Origin of the sequence: Paenibacillus sp. Lou8.1 (assembly GCF_024213565.1) — a bacterium.
GTDB classification, from domain to species: Bacteria; Bacillota; Bacilli; order Paenibacillales; family Paenibacillaceae; genus Paenibacillus; species Paenibacillus polymyxa_B.
In genome coordinates this window covers 136257-154105 of the sequence record NZ_JANAVN010000001.1, presented here as the reverse complement: position 1 = coordinate 154105, position 17849 = coordinate 136257, and the positions used below count along the sequence as shown (strand labels likewise).

The following is a 17849-nucleotide window of genomic DNA, read 5'->3' as shown; positions in this document are numbered from 1 at the left end:
GTTTATTTTATCACGGCATTGTTAACAGAATGTAAAAAAGGTTATAGTTCATTCTTCCTGTTGCAATAGCGGTAATTCAACTGTAAATGTGGTACCCAATCCAAGCTCACTTTCCACCGAAAGGGTGCCATGATGCAAATCGATCAAGTGTTTGACGATCGACAATCCCAGTCCCGTTCCGCCAGAGTTACGCGAGCGTCCTTTGTCCACCCGGTAAAAGCGTTCAAAGATACGTGGCAGGTCCTTCTTTGGAATTCCAATACCTGTATCACTGACTGTAAATACGACCTTTTCCGTGTCATTCTCCCGCTGGATCGTTAAAACCTTAATCTTTACCTTGCCACCATCAAGTGTATAGTTGATGCCATTAGACAAAAGGTTCAGGAAAATCTGCTGAAGCTTATCTTCATCTGCCTCCATAAACAGCTCATCCGGGATATCCATATGCAGCGTAATTCTTTTTTTTGCAGCTACATTGTTCAGTTTTTCCAGCAGTGATTCTATGAACGACGAAACGTGCACCGGCGAGCAATCCAGTGGAGAACGCTTGGATTCAATTTTGGATAGCTCCAGAATGTCACCGATCAGCCGATTCAATCGTTCGCTTTCATCATATATAATTTGCAAAAATGAACGGGCCGTCTCCTCATCTTTAACCCCGCCACCGAGTAACGTCTCGGCAAAACCCTTGACTGCTGCAATTGGTGTTTTTAGCTCATGAGAAACGTTTGCCACAAATTCGCTCCGCATATTTTCCAACCGTCGAATGGCCGTAATATCCTGTAAAAGGAACAGCATCCCCCGGTATCCGCCTTCATCCTCATACATCGGGACACCATCCAGCAACACGAGTCTCTCCTCGGGATTGTACAAATGAACCTCACCATGCAGCCTCTCTCGGCTTTGTATGCTACCCTCAATTAGCTTTGTGAGCTCATAGTGCTTCTTCAGCTCATGATACGGCTTGTCCGTCACCCGTTTACCCACGACACCGAGCATTCGCTCAGACTCACGGTTTACAAGCGCAATACACTCACTTGCATCAATCATTAGAATCCCGCCTGTCATATTACTCATGACGCTCTGGAGAAGATCCTCATTGTCACGTATCGTTTTCATTTGGTTTTGGAGACTGTCAGCCATACGATTAATGGCTTCCCCCAGTTGCCCTACTTCGTCCCGGCGCTGCACACCAACCCTGGCGTCATAATCCAGTCCTGAAATGCGGTTGGCTACCCCTGTAATATGCTCAATAGGCGAGGTCAGACTGCGGGCAATACGATAGCTCACCAATCCAGCAGCAAGAAATAGCAACACGAGTCCAATCCCGATAGCCGTCCAGCCGCGGCGTACTCCCTCCTCCACCGCTTTCAGACTCATGGACAAACGGATATATCCGTCAAAGCCCTTGTCCGATACAACAGGCTCTGCAACGTATAGCATGTTCCGCTGCAAGGTTTCGCTGTAACGAATCGTGCGTCCGATTCTCTCTGTTGAGGCTTGCTGAATTTCTTCACGAGATGCGTGGTTTTCCATCTTACGCGGATCGCTTAACGAATCGCCAACCACCGTCCCGTCCTTGCGAATGAAGGTCACCCGCGATTCCGTCAGACGAGCAATTTCCTTCGCCTTTTGAGAATAATAAGAGACATAATCCGTACTGGACAGGGCATCTGCATTCACAAAAGGGAATGTAGCGCGAAGCAGGTCAATCTCCCGTCCCATGTTCTCCTCTAGCACCTTCATATTCGAATTTTTAAAAATTTGTCCCATCGTGATTCCAGCAGCAAGGACAGATACGCCAATCAAAATCAGCATGATCAGGGTAAGCCTGAAACGAAACGATTTCATAAAATATGCCCATCCTTTATGTATGTTAAGTCTCATTCTACAGGCTACCTTCATTATGTTCCACTGTGAAAAGAAAAAAGGCCAGGGCATAACACGGCCCCAGCCTTTCCTTTGTCCTCTTATCCGTTTATAACTTCACCGCCATTGATATGAATAACCTGCCCGCTTACATATGAAGAATCATCAGAAGCAAGGTACACATAGGCTGGCGCCAATTCTTCCGGCTGACCCGGACGCTTCATTGGCTGTGCTCCTCCAAACTCGCTGACCGTCTTGGCATCAAAGGTAGACGGGATTAACGGCGTCCAGATTGGCCCTGGTGCTACAGCGTTCACCCGAATACCTTGATCCGCCAAATTGAGTGAAAGGGAACGAGTAAAGGATGTGATCGCCCCTTTGGTCGATGAATAGTCAATGAGTGTCTTGTTCCCAGCGTACGCGGTAATCGATGTTGTATTGACGATCGTGCTCCCTTTCTTCAAATGCGGCAATGCTGCTTGCGTCAGGAAGAACATACCGAAAATATTCGTACGGAACGTGCGCTCCAACTGTTCTTTGGTGATATCCTCCAGCTTTTGTTGTGGATGTTGCTCTGCCGCATTGTTCACGACAATGTCGAGCTTGCCCAACTCGTTAACCGTCTGTTGAACCGCTTTTTTGGCAAATTGGTCATCTCCGATATCGCCAGGAATCAATACGCATTTGCGCCCCTCCTGCTCTACCTGACGTTTTGTTTCTTCCGCATCCTTATGCTCATTCAAGTAGATGATAGCTACGTCCGCACCTTCTTTGGCATACGTGACAGCTACAGCCCGCCCAATTCCACTGTCTCCACCAGTAATAAGTGCAACTTTGCCTGTGAGCTTGTCAGCTGCTTTGTAAGTTGGTTTTTCAAACTGAGGTGCAGGCGTCATTTTGGATTCAATCCCCGGTTGCTGGTCCTGATGCTGTGGGGGCAAGGTTTGCTGAGGTTGATTACTTTTAGGCATTGTACATTCTCCCTTCAAAATTAGATATTTTTTAGGATGCAACATTTGCATCCACTCTACTCCTGATTTACCACACAAAGTTATTCGTTAAACGAAAAAAGAAAAATGTAGTTATTTGAGCGCACAAAAAACGGCCTATGCTTATTCAGCACAGACCGTTTTTTTTTCAATTTAGCATTTGTCATCATTCGATTATAGGCTTTCACCAAATGCATAATTAAATAATATGGCTGTATACCATTAAAATCGTAATTAGAATCATGAAGACAGCCAGCAGCGTGCTGAACATCCGCATTTTACCAGCGTATTGCGTAATCGGCTGTTGGTTACGAACCGCTTCCAGTGACAAGCGTAATGGCTTACCCATAGCACCAGCAATACCAGAAATGGCAAGAAACAACACCAACACAACAACGATCCATGCTACCGAATAAGAATCCCAAACAAAAATCATATAGATGCCGCTAATAAGTACAAGAATCAGTGCAAATTGAGCCAGACGGTTTAATAGCTGTACAGCCGATATCGTCCCTTCCTGCGCACTTGGAGCCAATTTGTCGATTTTGCCCACAACGAAGGGGAGCAATAAATAAAAACCCATCGCCAGTGATCCAATAATGTGAATAAAAAACATTCTTTATAACCTCCATTTCTTTGTTTTCACACAAACTCTTTTTCCATAGAACGATCATATTCCAACGAATGACTACCATCTTTTCAGTGTTTTGGGACATGCTTTTCTATGTAAGGATTTTTGAAAAATCCTCATGTAACTATCCATGCATATGAACTCTATTATACCGGGGAAGTGGTCCAAAGCAAAGGAAATAAGAAAGAAAACGAATAGATTCCTTATATTCCGTTTAAAAGTAAAAGAGGTGTCCGATGGCCATGACTATGGCTTGGGAACACCTCTTCAAATAAAAGTATACCGTTTTAGTAGAAAATTGAATCTATACAGTAACTATTTTAATCACACTGCGGACCGATTCGGCGGATTGATCGAGCGCTGCTTTTTCTTCGGCTGTCAATTCCAACTCGAACACTTTTTCGATACCATTACCGCCAAGAAGTGTCGGTACGCCAAGGAACAAATCCTGATAGCCGTACTCTCCCTCCAGATAGGCAATGACCGGGATAATCCGTTTTTTATCTTTTACAATCGCTTCTGTCATCTGTGCAAGCGAAGCTGCCGGTGCATAATATGCGCTACCATTACCCAACAGGTTGACGATCTCACCGCCACCACCGCGTGTCCGTTGTACGATTGCTTCGATACGTTCCTGCGAAATCAGGGTTTCGATAGGTATACCTCCAACGCTGGAATAGCGTACCAGGGGCACCATATCATCACCGTGACCACCCATAACGAAGCCGCGTACGTCTTCGACGGAAACGTTCAGTTCTTGTGCAATAAATGTACAATATCGCGCTGTATCCAGCACACCTGATTGGCCAATAACCCGATTTTTCGGGAACCCAAGCGTTTGATAAGCAGTATAGGTCATAGCATCTACCGGATTACTCAGAATAATGACGATAGAATCCGGCGCATACTTCTTCACGTTCTCACAAACGGATTTTACAATTCCTGCGTTCGTATTTACCAAATCATCACGGCTCATACCCGGCTTGCGTGCAATCCCGGCAGTAATAATGACGATATCCGAGTTAGCTGCATCCTCGTAACTGGAAGTGCCCGTGATCTGGCTGTCAAATCCCTGTACCGGACCGGCCTCCAAAATATCAAGCGCCTTGCCTTTGGTCGGATTCTCTAGTTGCGGAATATCGATCAGTACGATATCACCTAGCTCCTTTTGAGCCAGCAGCAATGCGGTAGTGGCACCGGTAAAACCGGCGCCAACAATGGATATTTTTTTACGTTGAATGGACAAGTGGTATTCCCCTTCCTTACAGGTTACTAATAATGGTATCTGCGAACTCGGAGCATTTCACTTGTGTAGCACCATCCATCAGACGAGCAAAGTCATAAGTTACAATCTTCTTATTAATGGACGTCTCCAGCCCTTTGTAAATCAGGTCAGCCGCTTCTTTCCAACCCAAGTGTTCAAGCAACATTACGCCCGACAGAATTACGGAACCAGGGTTCACTACGTCTTTGTCGGCGTATTTTGGAGCTGTACCATGTGTAGCTTCAAAGATAGCATGCCCTGTTACATAGTTAATGTTTGCACCTGGCGCAATACCAATTCCACCAACTTGGGCAGCAAGAGCATCGGACAGATAGTCCCCGTTCAGGTTGAGCGTAGCAATTACATCAAATTCAGAAGGACGAGTCAGTACTTGCTGAAGTGCAATATCAGCAATCGCATCCTTAATAATGATTTTGCCTGCATCTTCAGCTGCTTTTTGAGCTGCATTTGCCGCATCCTCACCGTCTTTTTCCTTGATTACATCATATTGGGCCCAAGTAAATACTTTATCTGCAAATTCTTCCTCAGCCACTTCATAACCCCAGTTTTTGAAGGCGCCCTCGGTAAATTTCATAATGTTACCTTTGTGAACAAGCGTTACACTCTTGCGTCCGTGGTCAACAGCATACTGAATGGCTGCCCGTACTAGACGCTTTGAACCCTCGGAAGAAACTGGCTTAATGCCGATACCAGAGGTTTCAGGGAAACGAATTTTGTTCACACCCAGCTCTTGTTGGAGGAACTGAATAACCTTTTTCACGTCTTCGGACCCTTCAGCATACTCGATCCCCGCGTAAATATCTTCTGTGTTTTCACGGAAAATAACCATGTCTACCAATTCAGGACGTTTCACTGGAGAAGGAACACCGTTAAAATAACGAACAGGACGCAGACATACGTATAAATCCAGTTCTTGCCGCAATGCCACATTCAACGAACGGATACCACCGCCAATAGGTGTCGTAAGTGGACCTTTGATGGCTACAATATACTCACGGATGGCTTCCAAAGTATCGTTAGGGAGCCATTCGCCGTATGTATTGAAAGCTTTCTCACCAGCGAATACTTCATACCAGGCAATCTTTTTGCTGCCGTTATATGCTTTTTCTACAGCTGCGTCCAGTACGCGCTTGGAAGCTTTCCAGATATCGCGACCCGTGCCGTCACCTTCGATAAACGGAATTACCGGATGGTTCGGAACCCGTAGTTGACCGTTATCAATCGTAATTTTTTCGCCTTCAGTTGGGAGCTCAAACTTTTCAAATTTCGCCATAAGTTCCTTTTCCTCCTCAGATATGAATGGGTACAGGACGAAAGACATGATCTTTATCACAGACAAAAACGTACATCTCTCGTCGTCCCCTCTATTGTACCTTATTTTTTAAATTCAGGGTATACAACCTCAATCTTCCTTCGACAAAGGGTTAGCGCAACTCTGGTGATACATATTTTTGATCCATTGGACCTGTATATTCGGCGCGAGGACGAATCAGGCGGTTATTTTCATACTGCTCTAAAATGTGTGCGGTCCACCCGGATACACGACTCACAGCAAAAATAGGTGTAAACAGGTCTCTCTTAATACCCAACTGGGTATACACAGAGGCAGAATAAAAATCCACATTGGGCTTCAAGCCTTTTTGCCCTGTTACAATTCCCTCAATTCGAACTGACATATCAAACAACGTTGTGTCGCCGTTCATTTCCCCCAGCTCGCGGGACATTTTGTGCAAATGCTTGGCACGTGGATCACCGTTTTTATAGACTCGGTGTCCAAAGCCCATAATTTTTTCGCGGTTATCCAGTTTCGCCTGAATATAGGAGTCCACCTGATCCAAGCCACCAATCTCCTCCAGCGTTTTGGCCACAGCCTCATTGGCCCCACCATGCAGTGGTCCTTTTAAAGCTCCAATAGCAGACGTGATTCCGGAATAAATATCCGACAATGTGGCTACCGTTACACGCGCAGCAAAGGTAGACGCATTTAATTCATGATCGGCGTGCAACACGAGAGCCTGATTGAACGCTTTAATAGCCGTCTCCTCTGGATCCTTGCCAGTCAGCTGATACAAAAAGTTTTCAGCGATGGAAATACCTTTTTTAGGCGCAATCGGCTCCAAGCCCTCGCGTATACGTGCTATAGCTGCCACAATGGTAGGCAATTGCGCCTGAAGCTTGACGGTTTTGGTCACATTAGACTCTCTCGACATATCATCCGCCTCTGGGTCATACAAAGCGAGAGACGATACGGCTGACCTCAAGGCAGCCATCGTGCTCAAATTTTTCGGATATAACTTTAATTGAGTAACAATTTCATCCGGAATAGCAGCGTATTCGCTTAACTGGTTGCGAAGCTCCTGCAATTGCTCTTTATCAGGTAATTTTCCAAACCACAACAAATAAGCTACCTCTTCAAAATCGGCGTTAACAGCCAAATCATCAATGTTATAACCCCGGTACGTGAGAACGCCATCTACGATAGAGCTTATGGAGGAAGTGGTCGCTACGATCCCTTCCAGACCTTTAGTCGCTGTCATCGTTACATCTCTCCTTTGTAAAAACATTGTGAACGGACTTGCAATGTAAACATTTTCAAAAGTAAGATATGTCTTTTAAATAGCTGAGTAATGTTAACGCCATATGTCAATATTTAAACCTTCTTTCACTATACTGGATTTTGTCGTTTATGTGAACATTGAGGGCTATTCCAACACATTCAAATGTTTTATCGCTTCCATAAATAAATTTTTGAAACCCCTTACAAAAAATATTGATTCATTTGCACTTTTTTACACAGGTCTTGTCTTCCCCCTTTCCCGCATATGTATAGTAGAGCATTTATTTTATGAAAAACTATCGTAAAAGAAAGGAGCCGTGAAAGCTTGAGCCGGTTAATCCTGAATCGCATATTTCGTGCTCTATGGGTGGCAATCGTGATTGTAGCTCTGTTACTGGGCATATATGTGCTTTTCCCTCTCGTCTATCCTTTCCTATTCGCCTGGCTTGTGGCTTATGCCATGAATCCACTGGTTGGTTTTCTGCGTAGCAAAGCCCGTATGCCACGTTGGACGGCTGTCACGGTCTCATTATTTGTATATTTAGGTGGAATTGCAATTATCCTATCTGCGGCAATCACCCGCATGGTCCGAGAAGTTATAAAGTTGGCCATGACTTTTGACGGACATATTGAGCGTTTTAAAAGTCTGTTTATCGATTGGACACAAAGTGATTTGATTCAAAACATAATTATTGAAATTAACCATTTCATCCGGGATAATCCGGATTACCAACATACCATTAACAGTAACATTGATAAGACAACTCAAACTGTCAGTTCGGCTGTCACTACGCTAGTCGCTCAATTTTTTAATGGAGTTTTGAACTTGCTGACCTCTCTGCCTAATATGGGAGCAGTTCTAATGGTTATCGTATTAGCAGCCTTTTTTATTAGTAAGGATTGGGACCGACATAGTCGGATGCTCTCAAACACGATTCCTGATACGATTCGCAAGCCATTGTCGGATATATGGCACGATTTGCGTAAAGCACTGTACGGCTATTTGCGTGCACAGTTCATTATCATCTCCATTACGGCATTAACGGTCATTGTTGGGCTGTTCATATTGCGTGTGGAATCCGCCTTTACCATCGGTTTGATGATCGGGTTGGTGGACTTGCTACCTTATTTGGGGGTTGGCATTGTGATGATTCCGTGGATACTGTATGCGTATATGTCTGGTAATTTGGCACTAGGGGTAGGATTGTCGATCCTTTATATTATCCTGTTGATTGGACGACAGATCGTGGAGCCTAAGGTGCTGGCCAGCAGCGTGGGCTTGAACCCGCTTCCCACCCTCATCGGTATGTTCATCGGGCTCAAGCTGTTTGGCGTTTTAGGACTAATTATCGGACCTGTATCACTCATTGTCATTGATGCACTGAATCGCGCGAATGTCATTCAGGACTTGCGCAACTATATTCTCGCTGGAAGAGTCCGCTAGATCACGGATAGGAAAACGGCAGCTCACGTCAAAACCGCCGAAACGTAATACTGCCGTTCTTCATTTTTTTCTCCAACCACTTCAATAAAAAGCGTCGGTACAACGCTCGTGTTAAAGGGAACACCAACGTAAAACCAATAATATCTGTTAAAAATCCAGGGATAAGCAGCAAACTCCCACCGAAAAAAACACATAATCCATCCAGCATTTTACGGCCAGGCATTTGTCCCCGGTTCATTTCATTTTTCGCATCGGCAATCACCTTACGACCTTCAAATTGCATCATGGCAGCCCCGATTAGGGTCGTCAGAATGATGAGTAAAATCGTTTTGCCCGCTCCAATCCAGTGACTTACCCATATAAACCCGTACAGCTCCGCCAAAGGAATGAGCAGCAGCAACAGCCACAGACGTTTACGCATCATCATGACTTCTGTCCCTCCCCGCCTGTAAAAGCAAACCTTAATGCAGTGTACAGCTCAGGTAGCGCCTGATCCAGTCGAACGGGCTTCCATTCGGTGTTCAACCATACGTGCCGTGTCATCCCTGTGACAAGCAGCTCTCCCGGCAGCGTGTCTGCCTGGGTCCATACCTTTCCCAGATACCTTTGATGCTCATCTTCCGTTACCCGTCGAACCTCATAGATATAGTTTAGACGTAGTCTGGAGAAGTCCGTAATTGCGGTATAAATGGTAATTAAATCATCATATCGAGCAGGACTCGCATATTTCGCATTGATTTCAATAACTGGAAGCAAGACTCCTCGTTCCTCCATACTCCGATAGTTAAAACCCGCCTGTCGGATCATTTCGGTGCGCCCGATCTCAAACCAGTTCAAATAATTCGCATGATATACGACCCCCATCTGGTCGCTTTCCTGATAACGGACGCGTAGCGGTGCGCCATACCAGCGTAATTCCGTTTGTTTCTCCTCTTGAGTCATACAAGCTCTCCTATCTTTGTGCATCTTTATCTCTATTTTGCCCTCTCTCCATTAAACCATATTTACAGCCCGGGAACAAAAAGAGGGCAGACCGAACGGTCCGCCCTCTCCAATCATATATAATAATGCCTTTATTATTGTGGCAACGGCTTGGACAGTTTATAATATCCGCTATCCGAAGCCAGCTTGAGCAAGCTCTTAGCCTGGCTTCCCGCCCAGGCGTAACCAAGTCGTCTTTCCTCACTAATTTTCATGATGTCGGTATACTTTTTGCCATCCCGGTCTGAAAAGAAATATTTATTGTCTTCCACATTATAGAACCGATACCACATTATGCTCGATGCGTCCTTTTGGAAAAACTCCGGACCTTGACGATTGTATTTGATACCGTCGATTCGGTTCGTGTCAAACCATTTCAAAGCACTCTGAGCCGCTTTTTTCACTTCAGCGGTTTGCGGCTGGGACATGAGAAAAGCAGTAATGCCTACTGATTCTGTAGTTGTTTTGGAAGGTAACTCAAATGCCCGGGCTTCAACAGATGCATAAGTAGCCGGATCGTGCTGTGCACCCCAGATTGTTGGTGTACCATTATTTACAATTTGAGATTTAATTGTGTACTGGATACCTTTGTTTAGCGCTTGCTGAAGTCTGGAGCGGTATGAGTTATCCAGAATATCGCTATCAAACGGCTGCTTCTTGTTCACAATATCGTCAGCCAAAACCATAACTCTGACCATCGCATCATCATTATAAGTTACAGCATCGGAATAATTACCACGTTTAGGGTATACCTGAGGCCAGCCACCTGAGGAATATTGTGAGGTTAGTACGAAGTCGACTGCTTTTTGTACACTGTTCTTAATATCTTTATTTTTGGTTTTTTTGTATACATCCGCTAAAAAACGAATCTCGGTTGTCGTGGCCTCGTTATCAAACGTTCCGAGTTCAACACCATCCTTGCTTTTCCATGTGGAGCGTGCAGCTTTGCCATCCCATTTGGATTTATAATTCTTTTCCATAGCTTTGAAGAATCCGCCATGCGGCAATTGCCAGGATACAATATTTAAGGCAAGCGTCGTATCCTTGGATATATTCCCCGTAGAAAACTTGCTAAAGTCGCGCATTTTGTTCAGGAGGCTGTCTGTATTCACAACAGCGGTTGGCTTCGCCACAGCCGACAGCCCAAATAATGGCTCGCGATCCAGAACACCTGAATTTACATCACTACCATAAACGTCCCGTCCCACAGCTGAATCTGTGGTAAGTTCATAAGAAGCAGTTGCCGATTCACGTCCTGAATCATATGTAGTCGGCATCATCTCCTGTGCCGCAGCCCATGAGGGACTTAGGAGTCCTGACGTTACTGTAATCGCCAAACTTGAAAGCGCTATCATCTTTGCGGTTGGACACATCTTCTTCTTCATTTGAACCTCTCCCTTATTTTGATTTGGGTAATTGTGTTCAGTTTAACCCTATTTACTCTTGCTGAAGATTCTTTTTGATAGCGAGGGGAACTAAACCACTATTTATGCATGATAAATAGTTAGTTGTATTATATGAAAATATACCCAAACGATCAATATATTTTAATTTACTAATAGATTAAAAAAGTTACAAAACGTTGAACACAATAAAAATCCTCTTACTAATACTGGATTAGTAAGAGGATTTTACGTGCAGCTCATATATAGTAGGTCGATGAGCAACATCGCTTAACCAAATCGACCCATGATGTACTCCTGAGTCAGCTCATTTTCAGGATTCGTGAAAATATCGTTCGTTTTCCCATGTTCAACCAGACTTCCAATATAAAAATAAGCAGTATAATCGGAAATTCGTGCAGCCTGCTGCATATTGTGCGTCACAATAACGATGCGCAGTTCTTTTTTTAATTCGGTGATGAGCTCTTCTACCTTGCCTGTAGACACAGGGTCCAGCGCGGAAGCTGGCTCGTCAAGCAATAGAATTTTCGGCTGAACGGATAGTGCACGTGCAATGCAAAGCCGCTGCTGTTGCCCGCCAGACAGCGCCAGAGCGGAATCGTGAAGGCGATCCTTGACCTCGTCCCATAATGCTGCTTTACGCAGGCTACTTTCGACGATTTCATCAAGCTGTTTCTTCTTGCGCACCCCACGGTATTTGGGACCGAAGGCGATATTATTGTAAATGGATTTGTAAAAAGGGTTGGGACGTTGCCACACCATGCCAATTTGCTGACGCAGCTTGATCACGTCCGTTTCCGGTGCCGTCAAATCCTGTCCATCCATCCAGATATGTCCCGTTGTAGAGGAAGACGCAATCTCATCATTCATCCGATTAAGGGAGCGCAAAAAGGTCGATTTACCGCAGCCGGAAGGCCCGATCAGGGCAGTCACTGTCTGTTCGGGAAAGGCCAGATTCACTTTTTTCACAGCCTCAAAGCTGCCATAATAAATACTCAAATCCTCAGTACTGAACGGATGCGGCGGTTGCCCCGCAAGCTGTTCCGAACGCGTAGACTGAACGGATGTTGCTGGTGCGGCTGTTTTTACCGTTCGCGTAATCACATGTTCCATTGTTCTCCATCCCCTTTCTAATCCATACGTTTGGCAGCTGTCAGACGACGGTATACAACTCTTCCGAACCATCTTGCACTCAAGTTGAATGCAAGCACAAGCAGCACCAGTACGGCAGAAGCGCCTGCAGCAATATCTTTGGAGTCGGGAGCAATCCCCTCACTGTTGACCTTCCAAATATGAACAGCCAATGTCTCAGCAGGTCGCATCGGGTTAATAGGCGATCTGGCATGCAATGGATTCCAATCAGTAAAGTCAAGCGGCGGCGTACTCATCCCTGCTGTAAACAGCAATGCGGCGGCTTCCCCGAAAATACGCCCTGCGGCCAAAATGGTACCCGTAATCAAGCTTGGCAGCGCAGCTGGCAACAAAATGGAGGTGATAATTTTCCACTTGGACAATCCAAGCGCAAGTCCAGCTTCCTTTTGCTCCTTCGGCACAGCTCGGAAAGCCTGCTCAGTTGTGCGAACCATCAGCGGCAGGTTAAATACGGCTAAAGCCAAGGCCCCTGATAAGAGGGAAAAACCAAAATCAAACGTATTTACGATAAGTAGTAATCCAAACAATCCGATGACGATAGACGGGAAGGAGGACAATACTTCGACGACAAGTCGTATAAAGTCCGTAATTTTCCCCGGCTTTGCATATTGTGCCATGTAAATACCTGCGCCCCAGCCAATCGGAATGGTGATAATCAAAGTTAAGATTAACAAAAATACGGAATTAAATAGTTGTGGGCCAATACCACCGCCTGCACGTAATGTTTGGGGAGCACTGGTTAAAAAGTCAAAAGAAATATGACTGACTCCGCGGGCCAAAATGAAGCCCAGTAATCCAACCAAAAGTGCAACAATGAACAAGGCGAAGAAACAGATTACAAATGTAGCGATCTTGTCGGTCGTTTTAGCTTTCATCAAACCCGGTTTCTCCTTTCAAGCAGCCTTACCAGCAGCACGAAAATGAATGTCATGAGCAGAAGAACAAGCGCCATGCTCCAGAGAGCATTGTTATGAACGGAGCCCATCGCTGTATTGCCCATGCTTAGTGTAATGACGCTGGTCAAGGTCGAAGCGGATTCCAGCAAGGAATGCGGTATATGCGGAGCATTCCCGATTACCATCTGTACAGCCAACGCTTCTCCAAAGGCACGAGCCATACCGAGGATAATTCCTGTTAAAAGAGCAGGCAACAGCGTCGGAATAATAACACGGGCAATTGTCTGCCAGCGAGTAGCACCCAAAGCATAAGAGGATTCACGCAGCCCCCCCGGCAAGGAAGACAACGCATCTGCCATAATACTCGTTATCGTCGGCAAAATCATGACTGACAACACTAGGCAGCCTGCCAGAATGCCGATGCCTTGTCCTCCAAACACGTTCCGAAGTAGCGGGACGATCACGGTCAAGCCGACAAAGCCATATACAACAGACGGAATACCGGATAATAATTCAATCGCAGGTTGAAGGATACGCTTACCCGATTTCGGCACGATTTCCGTCATAAATAAAGCCGCACATAAGCTGAGCGGACTGGCAATTAAAGCCGCCAGTATGGTTACTGCAAAAGAACCCGTAATAAACGGAAGCGCGCCGAAGGACTTAGGTTCGCCATCCGGGCTCCATTTGGTTCCAAAGAAAAACTCTCGCAGACTGACTCCATTCACCGCAAATGTAGCTACACCTTTGGAGGCAACAAAATATACGATGGAGACAATGACTGCAACTAAAAAAACGACACAAACCGACGTATATATGCGGCCGGTCCATTCTTCCCAGTAATGTCTTTCTTTCATAACTCGGGATCGTTTATTCTGTTCCATGTATGCCTTCCCTTCAATTGGTTCCATACTGTAACTCCTTTAACCGAAGAATAGAGGCCGGACGCTAGTCCGCCTCTTCTTCGTGAATATACTCGCGTTAGCTGCGTTCATCGAACAGGAGGTGTGACTCTCCTTATTTCGTGATATTACCGTCAGCATCACGTTTCACTTGCATACCTGCTACTGGAATGTATCCCAAGTCTACGACATCCGTTTTTTGGATTTCATCTGACAGAATGTAGTCCAGGAATGCTTTCACATGCTCTTTTGGCTCACCTTTAGTGTACATATGCTCGTAAGCCCACACTGGATATTTACCTTGTTCTACATTTTCAACGTTAGCTTCAACGCCATCGTATTTCAAAGCAGTTACTGTGTTGTCGATGTAGGACAGAGCCAGATAACCAATCGCACCCGGTGTTTCAGCAATCAGCTTTTTCACAGTACCGGAGGAATCTTCTTGAATGGAGCCCGGCAGATCTTCCGTTTTTTGTCCCAATGCGTATTTTTCAAATGTTGCACGAGTACCGGAGCTGCTTGGACGGTTTACAATAACGATTTTTTGATCTGCACCGCCAACTTCTTTCCAGTTCGTGATTTTACCTGTAAAGATTTGTACCAATTGATCTTTTTTCAGGTCTGTAACGCCTACTTTAGGATTCGCTACCGCTGACATGGCTACAACAGCTACTTGGTGATCGACCAGCTCATCTGCGCCGCTCTCCAGTTTTTCTTTTGCAAACACGTCGGAGTTACCGATGTCCGCTTGTCCGCCGGAAACCTGAGTCAAGCCAGTACCGCTACCGCCGCCCTGCACTTGAACTGCAATGCCTTTATATTTATCGACAGCCATAAATTTTTGTCCCGCTTGCTCTACCAATGGTTGAAGTGCAGTGGAGCCAACAGCCAGAATGTTCCCTGTCAGTTCAGCAGCTGCTTTATTGTCTGTTCCTGTAGCAGCTTCTCCTTGTGGTGCAGCATTGTTACCTGATCCGCAAGCTGCAAGTGCAAATACCATGGTGAGAGTCATCAGAATGAACGGCCATTTTTTCAACATTTTTTATTGTCCTCCCCTTAGTTAAGTGACGGTTTTTTATTTATGACCATCAACACTTTTACATTGTAGGCCTGGAATGTTAGACGAACGACGTGGTTTTGTAAAACAAATATAAAATATTGATAGATAAATTATTTTTCGGTATATAATTAATCTATAGTTTGAAATTCACATATGAATGACATATAAGGAGAGCTGTTGGATTCCATGAATATTCTAAAATTGCGTATTTTGATGCTGATCGACAAATTCCATAAGGCGACGGATGTGGCCGAAGCTTTGCAAGTCAAACAACCTACCGTCAGCTTTCATATGAAAAGCTTGGAAAAGGAAATGGGTGTTTCCCTATTCTCTCTTCAACAAGGCAGGATTATGCTAACGGAAGCTGGAAAAAAATTATTACCTTACGCAAAGCAGATCATCTCTCTGGAACAAGAAGCTAGACAAGCTGTAGATGAACTGACAGAAGAATCACAGGGTCAATTACATCTGAGTGCAGAGTCGATATCAGGTACGTATCTCCTCCCCACTTTGATGGCTAAGTTTGCTGAGCGGTATCCAGATTGTCGTATTCAGTTGGAGATTCAATCCCCGGATGCAATTAAGCAGCTACTGAAACAAGGGGAAATTGATTTTGCTTTTCTCGACGATAGAGATTCTCTTCCAGAGTATACGGTGGCAGAGCCAGTGGCTTCTGATCAAGTAGGAGTTATCCGTTCTGCATCTGCATACAAATTAGGGGAGGTCGATGGACCCGATATGCTGGACAAGCACACATGGGTAAAATATAGCGGTTCATCAGTTGTAGATCAGTATTCCTCGCTAGTTAAGCCTCATCTGGAGATCAACTCTTGGGAAGCGGTAAAGCAAGTCGTAAGCGGCGGAGAAGCGCTTGCCTTCTTTCCTGCAAGCGGAGTGGATAATAATGAAAATGCTGCTCCCTCGGTGGAATGGCTCCCTTATCCCGAGGCTGATAACCAAAGGAGCCATTATCAAATCAACATCGTGTATCAACAAGATACACACATGAACTTGATGCAACAGGCATTTCTTGATTTCATACGACGAGAAGGACTGGAAATGAAAAGCTAGAGAACATAAAAAAAAAGAGCATCCAAGTCTTATTGACTTGAATGCTCTTTTGCTTGTTATAACGATACATACAGCCTCGGTATTATGTCATGAGACTTTAATTACGCTTGTGCTGGAACGCAGCTAATTTTGATCAGGTTCGTAGAACCGGAATCACCAAGAGGTACGCCCGCAGTAATTACAACCAAATCGCCCTCTTTAACGAGGCCAGATTTGCGACCGCCTTCCAGTGCGTTGTCAAACAGACTATCTGTTGTGTCAACGACTGGTCTGCCTTGTACTGCATGTACGCCCCAGATCAGAGCCAAACGGCGAACTGTTCTTTCCTGTGTTGTCACAGCAACAATCGGAGCTTCAGGACGGTATTTAGAAATCATACGCGCCGTTGTTCCGCTTTGTGTGGACGTCAGGATCGCTTTGGCATGCAGGTCAAGTGCAGAAATAGAAACAGATTGACTGATTGCTTCTGTAATACTAATTTCTTGAGCCGTTCTTTGTTTCTTGAACAAATCACGGTAGTTCAGAGAGGACTCAGCTTTTTCTGCAATACGTGACATCGTCAATACGGATTCTACCGGATATTTACCCGCTGCTGTTTCGCCGGACAGCATAATTGCGTCTGTTCCGTCAAAAATAGCATTCGCCACGTCACTTGCTTCCGCACGAGTCGGACGCGGGTTACGTTGCATGGAATCCAGCATCTGTGTTGCCGTAATAACAGGCTTGCCAGCTACATTACATTTGTTAATCATCAATTTTTGCGCCAGAGGCACTTCTTCAGCAGGAATTTCCACACCGAGGTCACCACGGGCAACCATCAGACCATCCGAAGCTTCCAAAATTTCATCCAGGTTGTCAACACCTTGCTGATTTTCTATTTTGGAAATGATTTGGATATGACTTGCGTTGTGTTTCGCCAGCAATTCACGGATTTCCAGAACGTCACTTGCTTTACGAACAAAAGAAGCCGCGATGAAATCAATGTCCTGCTCAATACCGAAAATGATATCATTAGCATCTTTTTCGGTAATACCAGGCAAAGAAATAGCAACGCCTGGAACGTTAACGCCCTTCTTGCTTTTGATCGTTCCGCCATTAACAATGCGGCATTTGATTTCAGTGCCTGATACTTCAATAACGGTGAGTCCGATCAGACCATCGTCGATCAGAATGGTGGAGCCGGGCTCCACGTCCGAGGGAAGATCTTTGTACGTAATGGAAATACGATCTTGCGTACCGAGAATTTCTTCCGTTGTCAGCGTAATGAACTCGTCCTGAACAAGCTCAATAGGTTCAACTTCGAGCTTTCCTGTCCGGATTTCCGGCCCCTTCGTATCGAGCAAAATAGCAATGTTTTTGTTAAGCTCCTTACAAGCTTGACGGATGTTTTTAATCCGGTTGCCATGCTCCTCGAAATCACCGTGAGAGAAATTCAGGCGGGCTACGTTCATACCAGCCAAAATCAGTTTCTTCACATTTTCCAATGACTCACTGGAAGGACCGATGGTACATACAATCTTAGTTTTGCGCATTTGGGTTTTTCCTCCGTTTTCAAAGGTGCTACTCTTTATATCTTTTTCCAACAATTAAATCTACTACACTTTTTCCT

The 17849-nt window shown here is 45.1% G+C and carries 16 protein-coding genes; 2 read left to right on the top strand and 14 right to left on the bottom strand.

The features are described 5' to 3' along the window. Positions 1-48: 48 nt before the first annotated feature. The 6 genes from pnpS to citZ form a co-directional block, all read right to left on the bottom strand. Positions 49-1851, bottom strand: a complete 1803-nt coding sequence (gene pnpS, locus NLX78_RS00700; RefSeq protein ID WP_069291604.1) for a two-component system histidine kinase PnpS — start codon at positions 1849-1851, stop codon at positions 49-51. A gap of 119 nt (positions 1852-1970) precedes the next feature. Next, the gene (locus tag NLX78_RS00695) at positions 1971-2840 is read right to left on the bottom strand and encodes an SDR family oxidoreductase (RefSeq protein WP_254349375.1); all 870 of its coding nucleotides are present in this window, start codon (positions 2838-2840) and stop codon (positions 1971-1973) included. A 217-nt stretch (positions 2841-3057) separates the two neighbouring features. Beyond that, positions 3058-3474 carry a hypothetical protein gene (locus tag NLX78_RS00690; protein WP_013370353.1) on the bottom strand — a complete coding sequence of 139 codons (417 nt, stop codon included), beginning with the start codon at positions 3472-3474 and terminating at the stop codon, positions 3058-3060. A gap of 319 nt (positions 3475-3793) precedes the next feature. Then, positions 3794-4735 (bottom strand): malate dehydrogenase, encoded by a 942-nt coding sequence (gene mdh, locus NLX78_RS00685; RefSeq protein WP_061828678.1) that lies wholly within the window; start codon positions 4733-4735, stop codon positions 3794-3796. A 16-nt stretch (positions 4736-4751) separates the two neighbouring features. After that, positions 4752-6047, bottom strand: a complete 1296-nt coding sequence (icd, locus tag NLX78_RS00680) for an NADP-dependent isocitrate dehydrogenase (protein WP_069291602.1) — start codon at positions 6045-6047, stop codon at positions 4752-4754. Positions 6048-6198: 151 nt separating this feature from the next. Further along, complete coding sequence (citZ, locus tag NLX78_RS00675; RefSeq protein ID WP_028542893.1) at positions 6199-7311, bottom strand: citrate synthase; 1113 nt, start codon at positions 7309-7311, stop codon at positions 6199-6201. A gap of 345 nt (positions 7312-7656) precedes the next feature. Between citZ and ytvI the strand changes: the two genes are divergently transcribed. Then, positions 7657-8775 (top strand): sporulation integral membrane protein YtvI, encoded by a 1119-nt coding sequence (gene ytvI / locus NLX78_RS00670; protein WP_254349374.1) that lies wholly within the window; start codon positions 7657-7659, stop codon positions 8773-8775. 28 nt (positions 8776-8803) lie between these two features. On the opposite strand, the gene NLX78_RS00665 is transcribed toward ytvI, so the two are convergent. From NLX78_RS00665 to NLX78_RS00635, 7 genes are all read right to left on the bottom strand, one after another. After that, positions 8804-9202 carry an FxsA family protein gene (locus NLX78_RS00665; protein ID WP_013309596.1) on the bottom strand — a complete coding sequence of 133 codons (399 nt, stop codon included), beginning with the start codon at positions 9200-9202 and terminating at the stop codon, positions 8804-8806. Then, a complete protein-coding gene (locus tag NLX78_RS00660) occupies positions 9199-9717 on the bottom strand; it encodes an acyl-CoA thioesterase (RefSeq protein ID WP_103048099.1) in 519 nt (172 codons plus the stop codon). The genes NLX78_RS00665 and NLX78_RS00660 overlap by 4 nt, the downstream gene beginning before the upstream one ends. 134 nt (positions 9718-9851) lie before the next feature. Beyond that, positions 9852-11141: a pectate lyase gene (gene pelA, locus NLX78_RS00655; RefSeq protein WP_254349373.1), complete on the bottom strand. Its 1290-nt coding sequence runs from the start codon at positions 11139-11141 to the stop codon at positions 9852-9854. A gap of 288 nt (positions 11142-11429) precedes the next feature. Then, a complete protein-coding gene (pstB, locus tag NLX78_RS00650; RefSeq protein WP_061828683.1) occupies positions 11430-12272 on the bottom strand; it encodes a phosphate ABC transporter ATP-binding protein PstB in 843 nt (280 codons plus the stop codon). A gap of 17 nt (positions 12273-12289) precedes the next feature. Beyond that, the gene (gene pstA, locus NLX78_RS00645; protein WP_023987910.1) at positions 12290-13186 is read right to left on the bottom strand and encodes a phosphate ABC transporter permease PstA; all 897 of its coding nucleotides are present in this window, start codon (positions 13184-13186) and stop codon (positions 12290-12292) included. Beyond that, positions 13186-14118 carry a phosphate ABC transporter permease subunit PstC gene (gene pstC, locus NLX78_RS00640; protein ID WP_013370343.1) on the bottom strand — a complete coding sequence of 311 codons (933 nt, stop codon included), beginning with the start codon at positions 14116-14118 and terminating at the stop codon, positions 13186-13188. The genes pstA and pstC overlap by 1 nt, the downstream gene beginning before the upstream one ends. 106 nt (positions 14119-14224) lie before the next feature. Further along, positions 14225-15148: a phosphate ABC transporter substrate-binding protein gene (locus tag NLX78_RS00635; protein WP_039269889.1), complete on the bottom strand. Its 924-nt coding sequence runs from the start codon at positions 15146-15148 to the stop codon at positions 14225-14227. 207 nt (positions 15149-15355) lie between these two features. Here NLX78_RS00635 and NLX78_RS00630 point away from each other — a divergent pair, with 207 nt between their 5' ends. Continuing rightward, positions 15356-16240, top strand: a complete 885-nt coding sequence (locus NLX78_RS00630) for a LysR family transcriptional regulator (RefSeq protein WP_254349372.1) — start codon at positions 15356-15358, stop codon at positions 16238-16240. 101 nt (positions 16241-16341) lie between these two features. On the opposite strand, the gene pyk is transcribed toward NLX78_RS00630, so the two are convergent. Further along, the gene (gene pyk / locus NLX78_RS00625) at positions 16342-17772 is read right to left on the bottom strand and encodes a pyruvate kinase (protein ID WP_254349371.1); all 1431 of its coding nucleotides are present in this window, start codon (positions 17770-17772) and stop codon (positions 16342-16344) included. Positions 17773-17849: the final 77 nt, after the last annotated feature.

Bases quoted from the DNA above. Each gene is read 5' to 3' on its own strand.
- NLX78_RS00695 (WP_254349375.1), bottom strand. From the start codon at position 2,840: ATGCCTAAAAGTAATCAACCTCAGCAAACCTTGCCCCCACAGCATCAG.
- citZ (WP_028542893.1), bottom strand. From the start codon at position 7,311: ATGACAGCGACTAAAGGTCTGGAAGGGATCGTAGCGACCACTTCCTCC.
- pstC (WP_013370343.1), bottom strand. From the start codon at position 14,118: ATGGAACCAATTGAAGGGAAGGCATACATGGAACAGAATAAACGATCC.
- NLX78_RS00665 (WP_013309596.1), bottom strand. From the start codon at position 9,202: ATGATGATGCGTAAACGTCTGTGGCTGTTGCTGCTGCTCATTCCTTTG.
- pyk (WP_254349371.1), bottom strand. From the start codon at position 17,772: ATGCGCAAAACTAAGATTGTATGTACCATCGGTCCTTCCAGTGAGTCA.
- NLX78_RS00690 (WP_013370353.1), bottom strand. From the start codon at position 3,474: ATGTTTTTTATTCACATTATTGGATCACTGGCGATGGGTTTTTATTTA.
- icd (WP_069291602.1), bottom strand. From the start codon at position 6,047: ATGGCGAAATTTGAAAAGTTTGAGCTCCCAACTGAAGGCGAAAAAATT.
- pstB (WP_061828683.1), bottom strand. From the start codon at position 12,272: ATGGAACATGTGATTACGCGAACGGTAAAAACAGCCGCACCAGCAACA.
- pelA (WP_254349373.1), bottom strand. From the start codon at position 11,141: ATGAAGAAGAAGATGTGTCCAACCGCAAAGATGATAGCGCTTTCAAGT.
- NLX78_RS00635 (WP_039269889.1), bottom strand. From the start codon at position 15,148: ATGTTGAAAAAATGGCCGTTCATTCTGATGACTCTCACCATGGTATTT.
- NLX78_RS00630 (WP_254349372.1), top strand. From the start codon at position 15,356: ATGAATATTCTAAAATTGCGTATTTTGATGCTGATCGACAAATTCCAT.
- pnpS (WP_069291604.1), bottom strand. From the start codon at position 1,851: ATGAAATCGTTTCGTTTCAGGCTTACCCTGATCATGCTGATTTTGATT.
- NLX78_RS00660 (WP_103048099.1), bottom strand. From the start codon at position 9,717: ATGACTCAAGAGGAGAAACAAACGGAATTACGCTGGTATGGCGCACCG.
- pstA (WP_023987910.1), bottom strand. From the start codon at position 13,186: ATGAAAGCTAAAACGACCGACAAGATCGCTACATTTGTAATCTGTTTC.